Here is a 15,639-nt window from a genome sequence, read left to right on the forward strand (position 1 = left end):
AAAGGCATGACGATCAAACGCGCATTAATCAGTGTTTCCGATAAAACAAATCTTGTACCTTTTGTGAAAGAACTAACAGAACTTGGCGTTGAAGTGATTTCAACTGGTGGTACACACAAACTTCTTCAAGAGAACGGCATTGATGTCATTGGTATTTCTGAAGTGACTGGCTTCCCAGAAATCATGGACGGACGACTCAAAACGCTTCATCCGAACATTCACGGTGGACTGTTAGCAGTGAGAGAAAACGATGAGCATATGGCACAGATTGAAAAGCACGGCATTCAGCCGATTGATCTTGTCGTTGTGAATCTATATCCATTCAAAGAGACCATTTCCAAAGACGATGTCACGTATGAAGAAGCGATTGAAAACATTGATATTGGCGGTCCGGGTATGCTTCGTGCTGCTTCTAAAAACCATCAGGACGTCACGGTGATTGTGGACCCGCGTGATTATGATTCTGTCGTTCAACAAATCAAAGAAGGCGGCGTCTCACTAGAGAAAAAACGTGAGCTTGCAGCAAAAGTATTCCGTCATACAGCTGCTTACGATGCCCTGATTGCGGATTACTTAACGAACTTTGTTGGCGAAACAGAGCCAGAACAGTTCACAGTCACATTTGAGAAAAAGCAATCTCTTCGTTATGGAGAAAACCCGCACCAAGCGGCGACTTTCTATGAAAATGCGCTTCCAAGCAAAGGCTCTTTAGCTACTGCAACACAATTACATGGAAAAGAACTTTCCTATAACAACATCAAAGATGCAGATGCAGCACTTCAAATTGTACGTGAATTTACGGAGCCAGCGGCTGTGGCTGTAAAGCATATGAACCCATGTGGTGTTGGGACAGGGGAAACGATTGCAGAAGCATTTGATCGTGCATTTAAAGCAGATGAAACATCTATTTTCGGCGGCATTGTGGCGCTTAATCGTGAAGTAGACAAGCAAACGGCTGAGGTACTCCATACGATTTTCTTAGAAATCGTCATCGCACCATCGTTTAGCCAAGAAGCACTTGACGTGTTAACAGCGAAAAAGAACCTTCGTCTACTAACATTAGATGTAGAAGCAGATCTTGGGAAAAAAGAAAAGCAGCTCACAAGTGTTCATGGTGGATTGCTCGTTCAGGATATCGACACATACGGCTTAGAGGAAGCAACGATCTCTATTCCAACGAAAAGAGAACCGACTGAAGACGAATGGAAAGACTTAAAGCTCGCTTGGAAAGTCGTCAAGCATGTGAAATCAAATGCCATCGTTCTAGCGAAGGATCAAATGACAGCAGGTATTGGTGCTGGTCAAATGAACCGTGTTGGCTCGGCTAACATTGCGATTGAGCAAGCAGGTGAAAAGGCAAAAGGCAGTGCACTAGGTTCTGATGCATTTTTCCCAATGGGCGATACAGTGGAAGCTGCTGCAAAGGCAGGCGTTACAGCGATCATCCAGCCAGGTGGTTCCATTCGTGATGAAGAATCAATCCAAAAAGCAGATGAATACGGCATCGCCATGGTCTTCACTGGCGTTAGACATTTCAAACATTAAGGGGATGACAGTGTGAACGTATTAATTATCGGCAGAGGCGGAAGAGAGCATACCATCGCATGGAAAGTGAATCAAAGCGAACTTGTCAGCCAAGTATTTGTCGCACCCGGCAATGATGGAATGACAGACGCTGCGAAGCTTGTCCCAATCGACGAGGGCGATCATGAGGCGTTAATTCGTTTTGCAAAAGACAATAACATCGGTTTAACAATTGTCGGTCCAGAGGTTCCATTAATTGCAGGTGTCGTCGATGCATTTGAAGAAGCAGGACTCAAGGTATTTGGACCGAATGCAAAAGCCGCAGTCATTGAAGGCTCAAAAGAATTTGCAAAAGACTTAATGAAAAATTATGAGATCCCGACAGCCGCTTACGCCACTTTTACATCGTTTGAAGAAGCGAAGGCATATGTGGAAGAAAAGGGTGCCCCAATTGTCATTAAAGCAGATGGGCTTGCCGCAGGAAAAGGCGTGACAGTGGCAATGACGCTTGAAGAGGCAATCAACTGCCTCCATGACTTTTTAGAGGATGAAAAGTTTGGCGATGCGAGTGCATCGGTTGTCATTGAAGAATTTTTAACAGGTGAAGAGTTTTCTCTGATGGCCTTTGTCAATGGAGAAAAAGTGTATCCGATGGTGATCGCACAGGATCATAAACGGGCATTTGAAGATGACAAAGGACCAAACACCGGCGGGATGGGCGCTTATTCACCGGTTCCACAAATTTCTGATGAAATCGTACAAAAAGCGGTGGAAGACGTCGTCAAACCAGCAGCTCGCGCGATGGTGCAGGAAGAGCGTTCGTTTACAGGCATTTTATATGCAGGCTTAATGCTGACACCAGAAGGCTCAAAGGTCATTGAGTTCAATGCACGCTTTGGCGACCCTGAAACGCAAGTAGTGCTCCCTCGTCTTGAATCAGATCTAGTCCAAGTATTCCTCGATATTCTGGACGGAAAAGATGTGGACTTGCAGTGGAAAGACACAGCTGCTGTCAGTGTCGTTCTTGCATCAGAAGGATACCCGGAAGACTACGCAAAAGGCACACCAATCGGTGCTTTGCAAACAACGGTCTCTGATGTCGTCACCTTCCATGCAGGAACGAAAAAGGAAAACGATCAATTCGTCACAAATGGCGGCCGTGTAGCAAATGTGACCGCATTTGACGACACATTTGAAGCAGCAAGATCAAGAGTGTATGAAGCGGTTGAAGAAATCATTCAGCCAGGTTTATTTTATCGCCGTGACATTGGCGCCCGTGCGCTGAAGGCAGCGGGGAAAAACGTTTAATCAAAACACCTTTCTATCTGACGAGATGGAAAGGTGTTTTTTCTTCTTCTGTTCATAGGAGGGATGCGGGCAGATGATGAAGAAGTAGTATGGGATCACGAATAGATTTGGGGAGGCAACATGGAAATCAAAGCATTTATCATCTTTGCAAACGTCATGCTTGTTTTATATCTCATAACTATAAATAACATCATGGTGACTGCCATTAAGCAGAATAAATTGAAAAAAGGCGTAGCCATTAGTTATATGATCCTATCCATTTTTTCTGGCATTGCTATTTCTTCATTTTTAATTTGGAAGTTTTTCATTAGCTAAGAGGGGAATGAGTGTATGGTGCAATTGAAGAAACTTGCAAACGAGCGTTTTTCTGCTTTGATCTGTATGGATCCATTCAATGAGCGAATTCGTTTGGATGACTATAGTGGCAGGGTGCAGGATGTGATTCAGTCCGTGCTTCAGGAAGCGGCGGAATGCAAGGCGTCTAAGGTCATTGTAAAAGTAAGGCGTGAGCATATGCCTCTTTTTTTAGAAAAAGGCTTTCGGCTTGAAGGGGTGTTTTCTCATTATTTTCTCGGAAGTGATGCATACGGCATGTCGCTCTTTCTGACCGAAGATCGAATGAACAGCCCATTTTGGCTGAAGGAAGATGAAATCGTTGCTTCTATTCAAGAAAAGCCGATTAAAAAAGACCAAGGCGTGTGGCAAGATGAGTATGTGATGAGGAAAGCCGGTCCAGAGGATGTGCACAAGCTGGCAGCGCTCTATGATACGGTCTTTGAAACGTATCCCACGCCAATGAACGAGCCAGATTACATCCAAAAGGTAATGGAGGAAGGTACGGTTTTTTATGCCGTTGAACATGACAGTCAACTTGTAAGTGCCGCATCCGCTGAAATCAATGTGCCGTATGGTCATGCAGAATTAACAGATTGTGCAACCCTTCCCACATACAGAAAACTAGGATTCATGCATCATTTGATTCTAGCCCTCGAACAAGAGCTTCAATCCATGCACATTTATGTCTTTTATTCTCTTGCCCGTGCACTGTCCTATGGAATGAATCAAGTATTTTATCAGCTCGGGTATACATACACCGGACGCTTTCAAAACAACTGCTATATTTTTGACAAAATTGAAGATATGAATCTCTGGGTCAAAACGCCAAATGAATCATGAGATGGTTCTCATCTGATCAAGCAGACCAGATAGGCGGTACGCCATGATACTCAGCTGCAGCTTCATCCGATCATCAGTGGATTTGAGGCTGCAGCCTGTTCTCGTTTCAATTTGTTTCAACCGGTAGCTTAACGTATGCCGGTGAATAAACAATTCCCCCGCTGACTTTTGAATATTTTCATTATGTGCCAAATACACTTCGAGTGTATGAATGAGGTCAGCTCCTTGTTTTTTTGTATAAAGCAGCGGGCTTAACAGCTCCACATAAAAGTCATGCAAATTCATTCCGGCTTCGTTCATTTCAAGCAGCATCCCATATAGACCGAGCTTCTGATAATGAATGATGCTGTCATCTGTTTTCAAAAGAGGAAGAAGCCTTGCTGCATATTGGGCTTCTTTTGCACTTTTAGCAAAGAGACTGATCTGGTCGTAGGCTCTTCCAATGCCAATCACAATGGGATGGACGGGGAAAAAATAAGACCAAGTACTGCAGCATTCTTCTGATGCGCGATACCAATTTGTTTCTTGATACGTGCTTTTCCCTGCGGGTGTCAAGACGAAAATGGAATCAAGCCTTGCCTTTAATAAAAAAGGAATTTGTCTGCGTTCAAAAATGGATGTGAGCAATTGGGATAGGCGCTGCACCATTTGATGGTCGAGCTGTGTGTGCTGATGCTGAAATTGAAAGTAGATGACGACTTGTTCTTCGCTCATATCATATTGCAGCTTTCTTGCTTGTTCGATGACATAGCTTTCTTCTGTGTATTGCTGCTGCAACATATCATCCAATAAATGCCCCTGCATTTGGTTTTCTGTATCTTGAATGGCTTTTTGTTTCAACCATTCAATCGCATACACCGCACCGGCATGCTCAATGGCGATGGCATCGAGATGGTGCCACGTCTCTTTTTTCTTTAACGCCACAATGAACCCGAAAATATCCCCCATTGCAATCACAGGGCATGCGGCTAGAACAAACGCACCATATGTGTCATAGACGAGCCGGCCTTTTTCCTCTGCCTGTTTGAGCAGAGAAGAGGTTTCAATCGGTTCGTCATCTGTTAGAAAGCCAAAAGCAGGAGAATAGGTCACTTCGTCTGTTTCGAGATGAGCTGCTGTTTGGTGCAAAAACACATCCAGCACCACGATATTTGCTGCTGTGAGATGTGCCAGTTCATCCGTAATTTGCGTGACATTTTTATTGCTCACATTTAAATGGGTCAGTCTTTGATGAATCGCGGAAGAATATTTGAGCTGATGGAGCTGACTGCTGACGATTTGTTCTAGAACGGCTTTTGTGATGTCTGAAAAATTGACATGGGGCGGAATCTCGATGAGCGGAATACCGCTATTTTCGGCGGCTTCAATGAGTGATGCGGGAATTTCCGTTAAGTACACGCCTTTATAAATGGCAATGGCTGAAAGACGATGAGATTGAATCAATTTTTCAAGCCGGATGCGTCTTTCTTTATTTTCTGTCAGTCCAAATCCAGTTGTAACAAGTAATTCTCCTTCGGAAAGTCTAGACGTGTCCTCAATAATTTCCACAATGGTCACCCACTGGATAAGCCGATCCAGTCCATTTTCTCCAGCAAGCAGTTTGGTTTCTTTCATCATATCGAGCGAGAGTGCATCTTTGACGAGAATCGCCATAGACTCATGACCTCCTTTTGAACACTCTTATACACCATGTATAAAAAACACGCGTGAAATTCGGGCAAATGGCGAATGGAGGATGACTGCCCTCTTGATTAAGCTAATCTTATACCAAGTATACAAAATTTTCTTACGATTCATGTGAAAAGAAAAGTGCAGCTGCTGACAAGAGAGGGAGGAATGACAAAGTGGAGACCCGGGATTACTTAATCAAACCGATGTTAAATCAGCAATATCCTGTGGCTGTGAGAGGAGAGGGGATTTATTTATATGATCGGGACGGAAAAAAATATATAGACGGCTCATCAGGGGCAGTCACGGCAAGTATTGGACATGGTATACAAGACATTATTGATGCGATGACGGAGCAAGCGAACAAGGTGAGCTTTACGTACAGGTCACAATTTACGAATGAACCAGCGGAAGAACTAGCGTATGAATTGAGTACACTTTGCCCAGGTGATCTGAACTGGTCTTTTTTTGTAGGGAGCGGTTCAGAGGCAACGGAGACCGCTATGAAAATGGCGATACAGCATTGGCAGGAGCAGGGGAAGACGGAAAAAAATCATATCATCTCAAGGTGGATGAGTTACCACGGTATTACATTAGGGGCGCTGTCAATGTCAGGTCATATTGCAAGGAGAGAGCGCTTTGAACCACTGCTTGAAAAGCATCCAGTGCTGTCTCCGCCCTATAGCTACCGGTCATGGCTGCCAAAGGAAGACAGCAAGCAGGTCGAGTGGTATGTTCAGGAATTTAAGACCGTCATTCAGCGTATAGGAAAAGAGAGGATCGCCGCATTGATTGCTGAACCGATTGTTGGCGCAGCGGGAGCGGCGCTCCTGCCGCCAGACGGTTATTTCGAAGCAATGAAGCGTGTCTGTGAAGAAAACGACATTTTAATGATCGCAGATGAGGTCATGACGGGCTTTGGACGAACTGGGAAAATGTTTGCGATGGAACACTGGGGCACGGTACCAGATATCATGGTTCTTGGAAAGGGCATGAGCGCAGGTTATTCTCCAATTGCAGCAGTTGTCTCAACGGATCGTGTGATGGCACCGATTATCAGCGGCTCCGGCTCTGTCATGGCAGGGCACACATATAGTGCCAATCCGCTTTCAGCAGCCGTTTCATTAGCGGTCATTCGATATATGAAAAAGCATCAGCTTCCCGAACGGGCTGAACTTTCCGGGCGATATCTGATGAATGCTTTAAAAGATTTGCAAGTCAATCATTCCATCATAGGAGATGTGAGAGGGAAGGGATTGCTGATTGGCATTGAGTTTGTCGCAGATCGTTTATCCAAAACGCCATTTCCTGCACATGCTCAGATAACCAATCTCGTCGTTGAAACGGCAAAACAAAATGGACTGCTTGTGTATCCAGCAAGCGCTGGAGAGGATGGAGTCGGAGGCGCAGCAGTTATGATCGCACCGCCGCTTTCCATCACACAGCAGGAAATGGATGAACTCATTGATTTATTCGGGCAGACCATCACACAAGTCGAACAAGAAGTAATCAATCGAGGGTTTTTCCCATCTGCTATGTAAGGAGGAACGAACATGAACAAAACTGTGGGTTTGGATGAAGTGATGACGCGATTAAAAGATGGCATGACCATCATGTTTGGCGGATTTGGCGGCGTGGGTTCACCACCATCGTTGATTGATGCCATTTTGGAAGCAAATATTCAAGATCTGACATTGATCGGAAATGATGCAGGTTTCCCGCAAATTGGTGTGGGCAGGCTCATCACAGAAGGAAGAGTGAAAAAAATCATCGCCTCTCATATCGGCTCAAATCCCATTGCCGGACAGAAAATGCAGGCTGGTACATTAGACGTTCATTTTTACCCGCAGGGCATTCTTGCAGAAAAAATCAGAGCAGGCGGAATGGGGCTGGCGGGCATTGTGACAGATGTTGGGATGGATAGCCTGAATCTCGATGAGAAACAATTGGTTGAGCTGAATGGGAAGAATTATATGTTAGAGCCTGCGCTCACAGCGGATATTGCCATCGTCAATGCCTACAAAGCAGATGAAGTGGGAAACCTGATTTTTGATAAAAGCGCACGGAATACAAACCCGATTGTGGCGATGGCAGGAGACTGGACCATAGCGGAGGCAGAAGAAATTGTGGCAGCGGGGCAGCTCGATCCAGAAGAAATCGTGACGCCAGGCGTATTTGTGAATCAAATCGTGCAATCAAAAGGAGTGAACTGGACATGGGCATGGGAGACATCGATTTAAGACACCGCATTGCCAAAAGAGCAGCACAAGAAATTGAAGATGGCATGATTGTGAATCTTGGGATCGGCATTCCGACCCTAGCAGCAGACTACATTCCATCACATTACGAGGTGTGGCTGCATGCAGAAAACGGCATTATGGGGGCAGGAGCCTCGCCTCTGCAAGGGGAAGAAGATCCGAATTTGTGCAATGCCGGTGGTTTTCCCATTACGTTAACAAAGGGCGGCTCGTACATGGACAGTACGACTGCTTTTGGCATCATCCGAAAAGGAATGCTGGATATGACGATTTTGGGTGCACTTGAAGTAAGCAGCCAAGGGGATCTTGCCAATTGGATTGTACCGGGGAAAAGAGTACCGGGTATGGGCGGAGCGATTGAGCTGGCGCAAAAAGCGAAAAAAGTGGTAGTGGTGATGAGCCATCTGGATAAACACGGTCGATCTAAAGTGAAAACGGCTTGTACATTGCCATTAACCGCTAAAGCGTGTGTCGATTTGATTATTACGGATATGGCGGTCATTGAGGTCAAGTCTCAGCTGCTCATTTTACGTGAAGTCATGCCGCCATTTCAGCCGGAAGATGTCATCAGGGCGACTGAAGCGCCATTAATTTTAGCGCCTGATGTCAAATCTGTTGTGTAGAAAGGATGAACGACTTGCAGCCAATGACACGTATCAGAAACTGGATGAAAGAGCATCAGGATGAAGCCATTACGCTTCTTCAGCAAATGGTGCAATGTGACAGCACCCAAGGAAATGAAGAAGAGGTTCAGCAGATCGTGGCCAATAAACTGTCCGCCATTGGCTTTGATGTAGACGTTTGGGAAATTGGCGGCGATGAATTACTAGAGCATCCTTATTTTTATTCCCCGCGCCGATCTTTTCAAGGGAGTCCCAACGTTGCTGGGCGATTGAAAGGAAAAGGTGGCGGCAAATCAATTTTATTAAACGGGCACGTAGATGTGGTTCCGGCAGGAGATAAGAATCAATGGACATATCCGCCTTACAGCGGGCATATCATAAACGGGAGACTTTATGGACGCGGGGCAACAGATATGAAAGGTGGAAACGTTTCTTTACTCTTTGCGCTTGAGGCACTGCATACGCTTCAGATTCCCCTGAAAGGAGATGTGGTGTTTCATAGTGTCGTCGAAGAGGAAAGCGGCGGAGCAGGCACACTTGCAGCAATATTGAAAGGGTACACAGCGGATGCTGCCATCATTCCAGAGCCAAGTCATATGAACATTTTTCCGATTCAGCAAGGATCAAAGTGGTTCAGGCTGCATATTAAAGGAAGGGCAGCTCATGGCGGAACAAGGTATCACGGTGTTTCGGCTATTGAAAAGAGCACGGTGGTCCTTTCTCATATAGCGGCACTAGAAAAAGAAAGAAATCAGCGAGTGACGGAGCCGTTGTTTCAGCATATCCCGATTCCAATTCCAATCAACATTGGGAAAATTCAAGGCGGTGATTGGCCGTCCTCTGTCGCAGATCTTGTCACAATGGAAGGCAGGCTTGGTGTGATGCCAGGTGAGACAGTTGAGCAGGCAGAGAAGGAATTAGAAAATTGGATGACTGGACTCGCTGAAAAGGATGATTGGTTTCAAGAACATCCTGTGGAGGTGGAGTGGTTTGGTGCGAGATGGCTTCCAGGGTCCATCGACTCTGATCACCCGCTTTTAGGTCTATTGAAAGAACAATATGAAGAGGTCATGCAGCACCCGCCAAAGGTGGAAGCCGCCCCTTGGGGGACAGACGGCGGATTACTGTCACAAGCAGCGGATATCCCAATCATTGTGTTTGGGCCTGGAACGACGGAGCTTGCCCATTTCCCGAATGAATCTATTGAGATCAAACATGTGATTGAAGCAGCAGAAATCATTGCTGGTACGTTGGTCAAATGGTGCGAAGCAGAGGAATGATTCACACACAAAAAAAGAAGGCTGTCTACTCAGCCTTCTCCAGCGTGCAGATAAACCCTCGCATTCGTTGTCAGGTCTGTGCGCCGGTGCTCACGAATGTAACATTCGCTCCGCTCCGGTGCTCGCCCTTCCTAGACTTCAAAGGTTTTCATGTCACGCTGAAAGGAAGACAAAGAGCTAAAATAAAATTCATTTTAGCTCTTTGTCAACAATCTGAAGAAGGCTGTCTACTCAGCCTTCTCTTTATGTGTATTCTGCTGTTCACACATATAGGTCACTGGACAAAAACGAAGAATACCAGAACCCAATTTTAATCCGCCGAGCATGATGCCAAAAAGCAGCATTTTACTCCAAGGTTTTCGAGCATATAAGGATCCAGCTACAGTACATATCGTCATTCCGCAGGCAATTCTCATGAGCGCTTCCATTAAGCCAAGATTAGGTTTCATTGCAAGTGATTCTCCTTTTTTAAATTATTTTAAGTGTGATTTCAAGAAATTGTAACGTTTCATTAATGCGTAACGTGTTTCGTTATGTTACGATAGGGCTAATACAAATGAAGGAGAGTATGTGAATGTCCGAACGTACTTTTAATTGGAGAAACAATGACATCCGCACACAAATCGATGTAGTCGACTCAAAAATAGTTCCAACACTCCTTTTAACGAATGGACTCGTGCTAAACCCGTTTTTGAAGCAATGGGTGAAGGCAAATATTTGGATACATGATGATCGAATTGTTTATGTCGGAGCAGAGCTTCCTCAAAATAAATCAGCTAAACGTGTGATTGATTGTGAAGGTAAATACATTGTGCCGGGGTATATTGAACCTCACGCGCATCCGTTCCATATTTATAATCCCCAATCACTTGCAGAATATGTGTCTCAATTTGGCACAACAACGATGGTCAGCGATAACTTATTTCTTCTTTTGCAAAGCAATGAAAAGAAAGCGCTTTCCACTCTATGTGAATTAAAAAAGCAGCCATTTCAGTACTTCTGGTGGTCCAGATACGATCTTCAAACCGAGGTCAGGTATGAAGATGAGATGCTGCCTATTAACTATCGGAAAGAATGGATTGATCATCCCGACGTCCTTCAAGGCGGCGAATTAACGAGCTGGCCAAGATTAATGGACGGTGATGATCTCATTTTATATTGCATGCAAGAAACGAAGAAGCAGAGAAAACGAATTGAAGGGCATTTCCCTGGGGCTTCTGAGAAAACGCTAACAAAAATGAAGCTGTTTGGAGCGGACAGTGATCATGAAGCAATGAATGCAGACGATGTGCTCAAACGCTTGTCTCTAGGTTATCATGTGTCCTTGCGTCATTCTTCCATCCGCCCAGATTTAGTGAACATTTTAAGGGAATTGCATGAGCGTGACTTTAGGCACTACGATCACTTTTTCTATACAACAGATGGATCAGCGCCTCACTTTTATGAAGAAGGCATGATCAATCGTCTCATTTCCATTGCCCTTGAAGAAGGCGTGCCTACTATTGATGCGTACAATATGGCCACTTTTAACATTGCGAAATACTATCAAATTGATGACTTATTAGGCGTGGTCGGTCCTGGCCGATTGGCTTCTTTGAATATTTTAGATGATCCGATGAATCCAAATCCAGAAACGGTGATTTCTAAAGGGGTAATCCTGAAATTAGAGGGGGAGAACCAGCATCAATTCCAAGAGACAAAATGGGAAAATGGCGGGCTTGAACCATTAGATTTAAGCTATGACCTGACAATGAGTGACTTGCAATTCTCAATGCCGCTTGGTGTCAAAATGCGAAATTCTGTCATCATGGAGCCCTATACAGTGGAGATTGATAACTCTGTCAATCAGCTGTCCTGTGACCATGATCAAAACTTCTTCAGCCTGATTGATCGAAAAGGCGAGTGGCGCGTGAACACAATGTTAAAAGGATTTGCAAACACGGTGCAAGGGTTTGTCAGCTCATTTTCAACCACTGGTGACATTTTAGTGATTGGGAAAAATAAAGATGATATGATGCTTGCTCATAAGCGAATGAAAGAAATTGGCGGAGGAATCGTGCTCACAGAAAACGGAAAGATTTTGCATGAAATCCCGCTGCAATTATCAGGCTGTGCATCAGCTGAACCGTTTGAAACGGTTCTTCAGCAGGAGCAAACGTTACGAGAGCTACTCATTGAGCGAGGGTATCCATTTGACTGCCCGATTGATACACTTGTCTTTTTCCAAAGCACACACTTGCCGTATATTCGAGTGACACCAAGAGGAATATTTGATGTCATGAAAAAAACTGTACTCTTTCCGTCTATAATGCGTTAAAATATAACAGAGTGGAGCTGTATCATATTTGCTAGATTTCTGACCGCTGTTATAGGGCAGGAGTAAGCAAGAGATCTCTTCGCTGCTAGATATGGTGACAAAGCATAGGGCTTTGACATGACGAATGAAGTGCCCAATTGTAAAATGAATCTGTCGGTTACGCTGGCCGACCAACATATTTTGAATAATTAAGCAAGGCGGGGCGCAGGTTTGTCGTCTCGCCAAGCTTTCTACACATACTGTTTTTTAGGGAAAGACTTAACAGAGCAGAAGTGTTCTAGATATTGGAGGCAAACAAGTTTGTCAGATTGTCGCACAAGGAATATGACAAAACTTGTCGAATTTGTTTACGATAAAGAAGCTTCGGCTTACGAAAGAACCTGATGGCATTTTCAGCGTAGAACCAAACCTGTCATGATTCGTTCAAAGCTCATTGCTGAGGTTGAAAAAAATGAGTCAGGAAAGATACCGCTTTCTCGGAAAAGTCAGTGCGGAGCGGTGTGCCAATAGTAAAGGAGAAGATGTATAAAGATGCAAATTGATAAATTAAGGGGCAAAAGCTTAGATCAGCTATTCAACTCCATCTTATCCCTTAAAGACCTGGAAGAATGTTATCGATTTTTTGATGATTTGTGCACCATCAATGAAATCCAATCTTTATCACAGCGTCTTGAAGTAGCGCGTATGCTTCGCGAGGGAAATACGTATCATAAAATTGAGACGGAAACAGGTGCAAGTACAGCCACTATCTCACGTGTCAAACGCTGCTTGAACTACGGAAATGATGCCTATACAATGGCACTTGACCGCGTAGCAGAGCAACAAGCAACGGACGAAACAAAATAAAGCAGCTTTTACTGCAAATATTCTTTATGATTTGTCGTTTTGAAGTTGAACAAAAAAAGCCATTTCATTTGAAATGGCTCTTTTTGATATCATCAAGTTCTCCCATAAACCATCGTTCACCTTCATAGGACACTTCATCGTCATCAGTGATTACTTCCTTAAAACCGATGGTTCGCATATTTTGCGGAACAGATAAATCCCATTCTTTTTGAATATTTCTCTGATCAGAAAGGGGAAGCCATGTCTGATACTCATCTTGTCTGTTGAAGAAATCTTTCACATAAGAATCCCCTTTAAACACAATGATCTGTGAATGCCATAATCCAGGCAGATCGACTGCGACCACGACACGATATATGTCCCCGTCGTTTGGTTTCAAATCAATGAGATGCTCAGCTCTATTCAATAGAGTTTGAATGCATAGACGTTTGATCTTTTTCGGTGTTCTGTTGGACGTCATAAAATCATAAGCCGCTGGTAAAGGCAGGTGCCAGTAGTCAGAAACATTCGCCGGAAACGACTGCGTATTTGCGTTCATTTCTTTTATGATCTGTTGAGTCTTTCGTTTCATACCGCGGACCTTTTTTTCACGCATACTCTTTCTCCTTATCAAAGATCTATTAAGTTCTTTATACGTGATTGAGCAAGAATGTCAACGAAAAAAGGTGCGGAAACGCACCTTTTTAAACTAGACAGACTGCTCTGTGCCTGAGAACATAGGGACTTCACTTGTCTGGCCGTTTTCTTGTCTAAAAATAATATGTTTTTCGTTAAAATGAATAGGTGATTCAATTCCAGCTGCTGCGCATAAATTAAACAAACCTTCTCTAAGGGACAGGATATAATTGCAGACGCGGTATTTCTTTTCTTCAATGGATAAACCTTTTTGCAGCTTTGGATCTGTGGTGGCAACCCCAACAGGGCATTTATTCGTGTGGCATACTTGCGCCCGAATACAGCCAACCGAGAACATCAATCCTCGTGCGATATTTACAAAATCCGCTCCCATGGAAAGGGCAATGGCGATTTTATCAGGGGAGAGAAGTTTACCAGACGCAAACAGCTTGAGTTGATCTCGAACCCCGTATTTCTTCAAAATTTGATGGACTATCGGCAGTGCGGTGAAAATGGGCAGGCCGGCGGAATCAGCCAGTTCATGAAAGGAAGCACCTGTGCCACCTTCTCCGCCATCCACTGTAATGAAATCAGGATGTTTTCCGCTTTTTTTCATATAGAGAGCAAGCTCCTCGATATCTTCTTTATGTCCAACAACTAGCTTGATTCCAACTGGTTTTCCGCCGATGTTTCGCAGTTGTTCAATAAAATCAAGCATGTCAGGAATGGAGTGAAACATCTCGAACCGGTTCGGACTGTCAATGGATTGGTGTGGCGGCAGTTTACGGATTTGGGCAATTTCCTCTGTGACTTTTTCACCATCAATGTGTCCCCCGCGTGTTTTCGCCCCTTGTGCCAGCTTGAGTTCAAAGGCTTTTACCTCATCATGTTCACTTTTTTTCTTAAACTCTTCAAACGAAAATGCGCCATCCTCCGTTCGAACCCCAAATAAACCAGGCCCAATCTGGCAAATGATATCGGCGCCCCCTTTGAGATGGTAAGGCGAAAGCCCGCCTTCACCTGTGTTCATCCATGTGCCGCCAGCCATTTTTAAGCCGGAGGATAGAGCCGTAATCGCCCGGTCGCCTAAGGAGCCGTAGCTCATGGCTGATTGACCGATTAATCCTTTGACGCGGAAGGGTTTTTGGCACGTATGTTCACCAATGATTTGTACATCTTCTTCATGGAGATAATAAGGTTTTGCTTCTACCTCTTTTGTATGTTCACTTCTTCTCAGTAAATTGTCTTGATCGATCTGATACACTTTTGTTTGGATTTTTTCAGATTGATCGATGCGTAACTCATCTCGCTGCTTTGGAAATAGGACGTTGCGAATATAGTAACCAGGCTTGTCAAAATCACGTTTTGATCCAAAGCCCATTGTCCGGCTTTTGTACTTCCCAGACATGACAGCTTGCTCGTATTCTCTTCTTGAGAAAGGAAGCTCCTCTCGATCATTTAGAAACAGATATTGACGAAGCTCAGGTCCTATTTTTTCAAAAATAAACCGTAGCTTTCCAATGACCGGATAATTTCGTAGGACAGAATGCTCTTCCTGTTTTTCATCTCGCATCCAAATCCAGATGAATAAAATGATTGGTATGATGAAAAAAATCACTAATAATGCGCCAATGACAATGAAAGTTGTTGTCACGAAAATCCCCTCTTTTCTCTATCATTACTGTTGTTATTCCACTTTTCATTGAAAGAGAAACCACTTCAACAGATTGTGACGTTTAGAAATGAAAAGGCGGGGTAACTTACAAATAAGATCATAAGGGGAGGGAACATACATGAATAAGCGTCCGAATGCGTATGTAATTGCAGGATTAGGGGTTGGTGGTGCAGTGTTATTAGCAGTGAAAAATAAACAGCATCTCAAAAAATGGGCAAGCATGTTCCGCTCAGATGAAAAGGTTCCTGAAAAAGCTGGTCACCCTGATCCGTTAGATATTCAAGACAACAAGATGGTCGATGAAGGGGCCATGACATCTGTTCATTATTTTAATGAAGTGAGACAATAG

Annotated in this window: 15 protein-coding genes; 11 read left to right on the forward strand and 4 right to left on the reverse strand. The window is 44.1% G+C overall.

The genetic code is table 11. The annotated features are described in order from the left end of the window. Window positions 1-6 precede the first annotated feature (6 nt). The 4 genes from purH to ablB all read left to right on the forward strand — a co-directional run bounded on the left by purH (window position 7) and on the right by ablB (window position 4,008). Window positions 7-1,545 (forward strand): bifunctional phosphoribosylaminoimidazolecarboxamide formyltransferase/IMP cyclohydrolase, encoded by a 1,539-nt coding sequence (purH, locus tag ACTJKA_RS15130; protein WP_008344287.1) that lies wholly within the window; start codon window positions 7-9, stop codon window positions 1,543-1,545. Window positions 1,546-1,557: 12 nt separating this feature from the next. Next, complete coding sequence (gene purD, locus ACTJKA_RS15135; RefSeq protein ID WP_249476479.1) at window positions 1,558-2,832, forward strand: phosphoribosylamine--glycine ligase; 1,275 nt, start codon at window positions 1,558-1,560, stop codon at window positions 2,830-2,832. A gap of 120 nt (window positions 2,833-2,952) precedes the next feature. After that, on the forward strand, window positions 2,953-3,147 hold the full coding sequence (locus tag ACTJKA_RS15140) for a hypothetical protein (protein ID WP_035703540.1): 195 nt from the start codon (window positions 2,953-2,955) through the stop codon (window positions 3,145-3,147). Window positions 3,148-3,162: 15 nt separating this feature from the next. Continuing rightward, on the forward strand, window positions 3,163-4,008 hold the full coding sequence (gene ablB / locus ACTJKA_RS15145) for a putative beta-lysine N-acetyltransferase (protein ID WP_345912085.1): 846 nt from the start codon (window positions 3,163-3,165) through the stop codon (window positions 4,006-4,008). Here the strand turns inward: ablB and ACTJKA_RS15150 are convergent. Continuing rightward, window positions 4,003-5,661 carry a PucR family transcriptional regulator gene (locus ACTJKA_RS15150; RefSeq protein WP_165378775.1) on the reverse strand — a complete coding sequence of 553 codons (1,659 nt, stop codon included), beginning with the start codon at window positions 5,659-5,661 and terminating at the stop codon, window positions 4,003-4,005. The two genes, ablB and ACTJKA_RS15150, sit on opposite strands and share 6 nt — an antisense overlap. Window positions 5,662-5,852: 191 nt before the next feature. Here ACTJKA_RS15150 and ACTJKA_RS15155 point away from each other — a divergent pair, with 191 nt between their 5' ends. The 4 genes from ACTJKA_RS15155 to ACTJKA_RS15170 are packed head-to-tail and all read left to right on the forward strand — an operon-like array spanning window position 5,853 to window position 9,837. Next, window positions 5,853-7,217, forward strand: coding sequence for an aspartate aminotransferase family protein (locus tag ACTJKA_RS15155; RefSeq protein WP_326110569.1), 1,365 nt, complete (start codon window positions 5,853-5,855; stop codon window positions 7,215-7,217). Between the two features lie 12 nt (window positions 7,218-7,229). Then, window positions 7,230-7,916, forward strand: coding sequence for a CoA transferase subunit A (locus ACTJKA_RS15160; RefSeq protein WP_008344277.1), 687 nt, complete (start codon window positions 7,230-7,232; stop codon window positions 7,914-7,916). After that, window positions 7,892-8,557 carry a 3-oxoacid CoA-transferase subunit B gene (locus ACTJKA_RS15165; RefSeq protein ID WP_025206868.1) on the forward strand — a complete coding sequence of 222 codons (666 nt, stop codon included), beginning with the start codon at window positions 7,892-7,894 and terminating at the stop codon, window positions 8,555-8,557. The genes ACTJKA_RS15160 and ACTJKA_RS15165 overlap by 25 nt, the downstream gene beginning before the upstream one ends. A gap of 14 nt (window positions 8,558-8,571) precedes the next feature. Then, the gene (locus tag ACTJKA_RS15170) at window positions 8,572-9,837 is read left to right on the forward strand and encodes a peptidase (protein ID WP_440607828.1); all 1,266 of its coding nucleotides are present in this window, start codon (window positions 8,572-8,574) and stop codon (window positions 9,835-9,837) included. 227 nt (window positions 9,838-10,064) lie between these two features. Here the strand turns inward: ACTJKA_RS15170 and ACTJKA_RS15175 are convergent, their stop codons facing one another. Further along, the gene (locus ACTJKA_RS15175; protein WP_008344274.1) at window positions 10,065-10,286 is read right to left on the reverse strand and encodes a YgaP family membrane protein; all 222 of its coding nucleotides are present in this window, start codon (window positions 10,284-10,286) and stop codon (window positions 10,065-10,067) included. Between the two features lie 125 nt (window positions 10,287-10,411). On the opposite strand from ACTJKA_RS15175, the gene ACTJKA_RS15180 reads away from it, so the two are divergent. Both ACTJKA_RS15180 and ACTJKA_RS15185 read left to right on the forward strand, forming a co-directional pair. Further along, window positions 10,412-12,154 (forward strand): adenine deaminase C-terminal domain-containing protein, encoded by a 1,743-nt coding sequence (locus tag ACTJKA_RS15180; RefSeq protein ID WP_268390440.1) that lies wholly within the window; start codon window positions 10,412-10,414, stop codon window positions 12,152-12,154. 531 nt (window positions 12,155-12,685) lie between these two features. After that, window positions 12,686-13,000, forward strand: coding sequence for a YerC/YecD family TrpR-related protein (locus tag ACTJKA_RS15185; protein ID WP_007496879.1), 315 nt, complete (start codon window positions 12,686-12,688; stop codon window positions 12,998-13,000). 64 nt (window positions 13,001-13,064) lie between these two features. Here ACTJKA_RS15185 and ACTJKA_RS15190 read toward each other — a convergent pair whose 3' ends face one another. Together ACTJKA_RS15190 and ACTJKA_RS15195 are read right to left on the reverse strand one after the other, a co-directional pair. Then, window positions 13,065-13,595, reverse strand: a complete 531-nt coding sequence (locus tag ACTJKA_RS15190; RefSeq protein ID WP_265154400.1) for a DUF3916 domain-containing protein — start codon at window positions 13,593-13,595, stop codon at window positions 13,065-13,067. A 93-nt stretch (window positions 13,596-13,688) separates the two neighbouring features. Further along, complete coding sequence (locus ACTJKA_RS15195) at window positions 13,689-15,269, reverse strand: FMN-binding glutamate synthase family protein (RefSeq protein ID WP_265154399.1); 1,581 nt, start codon at window positions 15,267-15,269, stop codon at window positions 13,689-13,691. 139 nt (window positions 15,270-15,408) lie between these two features. On the opposite strand from ACTJKA_RS15195, the gene ACTJKA_RS15200 reads away from it, so the two are divergent. After that, window positions 15,409-15,639 carry a hypothetical protein gene (locus ACTJKA_RS15200; RefSeq protein WP_265154398.1) on the forward strand — a complete coding sequence of 77 codons (231 nt, stop codon included), beginning with the start codon at window positions 15,409-15,411 and terminating at the stop codon, window positions 15,637-15,639.

It is taken from the genome of Bacillus sp. 22190 (genome assembly GCF_052045575.1).
Taxonomy (GTDB): domain Bacteria; phylum Bacillota; class Bacilli; order Bacillales; family Bacillaceae; genus Bacillus; species Bacillus altitudinis.

What these genes read in the sequence shown, in the direction of transcription:
- purH (WP_008344287.1), top strand. Translation starts at nt 7, where the DNA reads ATGACGATCAAACGCGCATTAATCAGTGTTTCCGATAAAACAAATCTT.
- ACTJKA_RS15140 (WP_035703540.1), top strand. Translation starts at nt 2,953, where the DNA reads ATGGAAATCAAAGCATTTATCATCTTTGCAAACGTCATGCTTGTTTTA.
- ablB (WP_345912085.1), top strand. Translation starts at nt 3,163, where the DNA reads ATGGTGCAATTGAAGAAACTTGCAAACGAGCGTTTTTCTGCTTTGATC.
- ACTJKA_RS15150 (WP_165378775.1), bottom strand. Translation starts at nt 5,661, where the DNA reads ATGGCGATTCTCGTCAAAGATGCACTCTCGCTCGATATGATGAAAGAA.
- ACTJKA_RS15160 (WP_008344277.1), top strand. Translation starts at nt 7,230, where the DNA reads ATGAACAAAACTGTGGGTTTGGATGAAGTGATGACGCGATTAAAAGAT.
- ACTJKA_RS15165 (WP_025206868.1), top strand. Translation starts at nt 7,892, where the DNA reads ATGGGCATGGGAGACATCGATTTAAGACACCGCATTGCCAAAAGAGCA.
- ACTJKA_RS15175 (WP_008344274.1), bottom strand. Translation starts at nt 10,286, where the DNA reads ATGAAACCTAATCTTGGCTTAATGGAAGCGCTCATGAGAATTGCCTGC.
- ACTJKA_RS15180 (WP_268390440.1), top strand. Translation starts at nt 10,412, where the DNA reads ATGTCCGAACGTACTTTTAATTGGAGAAACAATGACATCCGCACACAA.
- ACTJKA_RS15185 (WP_007496879.1), top strand. Translation starts at nt 12,686, where the DNA reads ATGCAAATTGATAAATTAAGGGGCAAAAGCTTAGATCAGCTATTCAAC.
- ACTJKA_RS15190 (WP_265154400.1), bottom strand. Translation starts at nt 13,595, where the DNA reads ATGCGTGAAAAAAAGGTCCGCGGTATGAAACGAAAGACTCAACAGATC.
- ACTJKA_RS15200 (WP_265154398.1), top strand. Translation starts at nt 15,409, where the DNA reads ATGAATAAGCGTCCGAATGCGTATGTAATTGCAGGATTAGGGGTTGGT.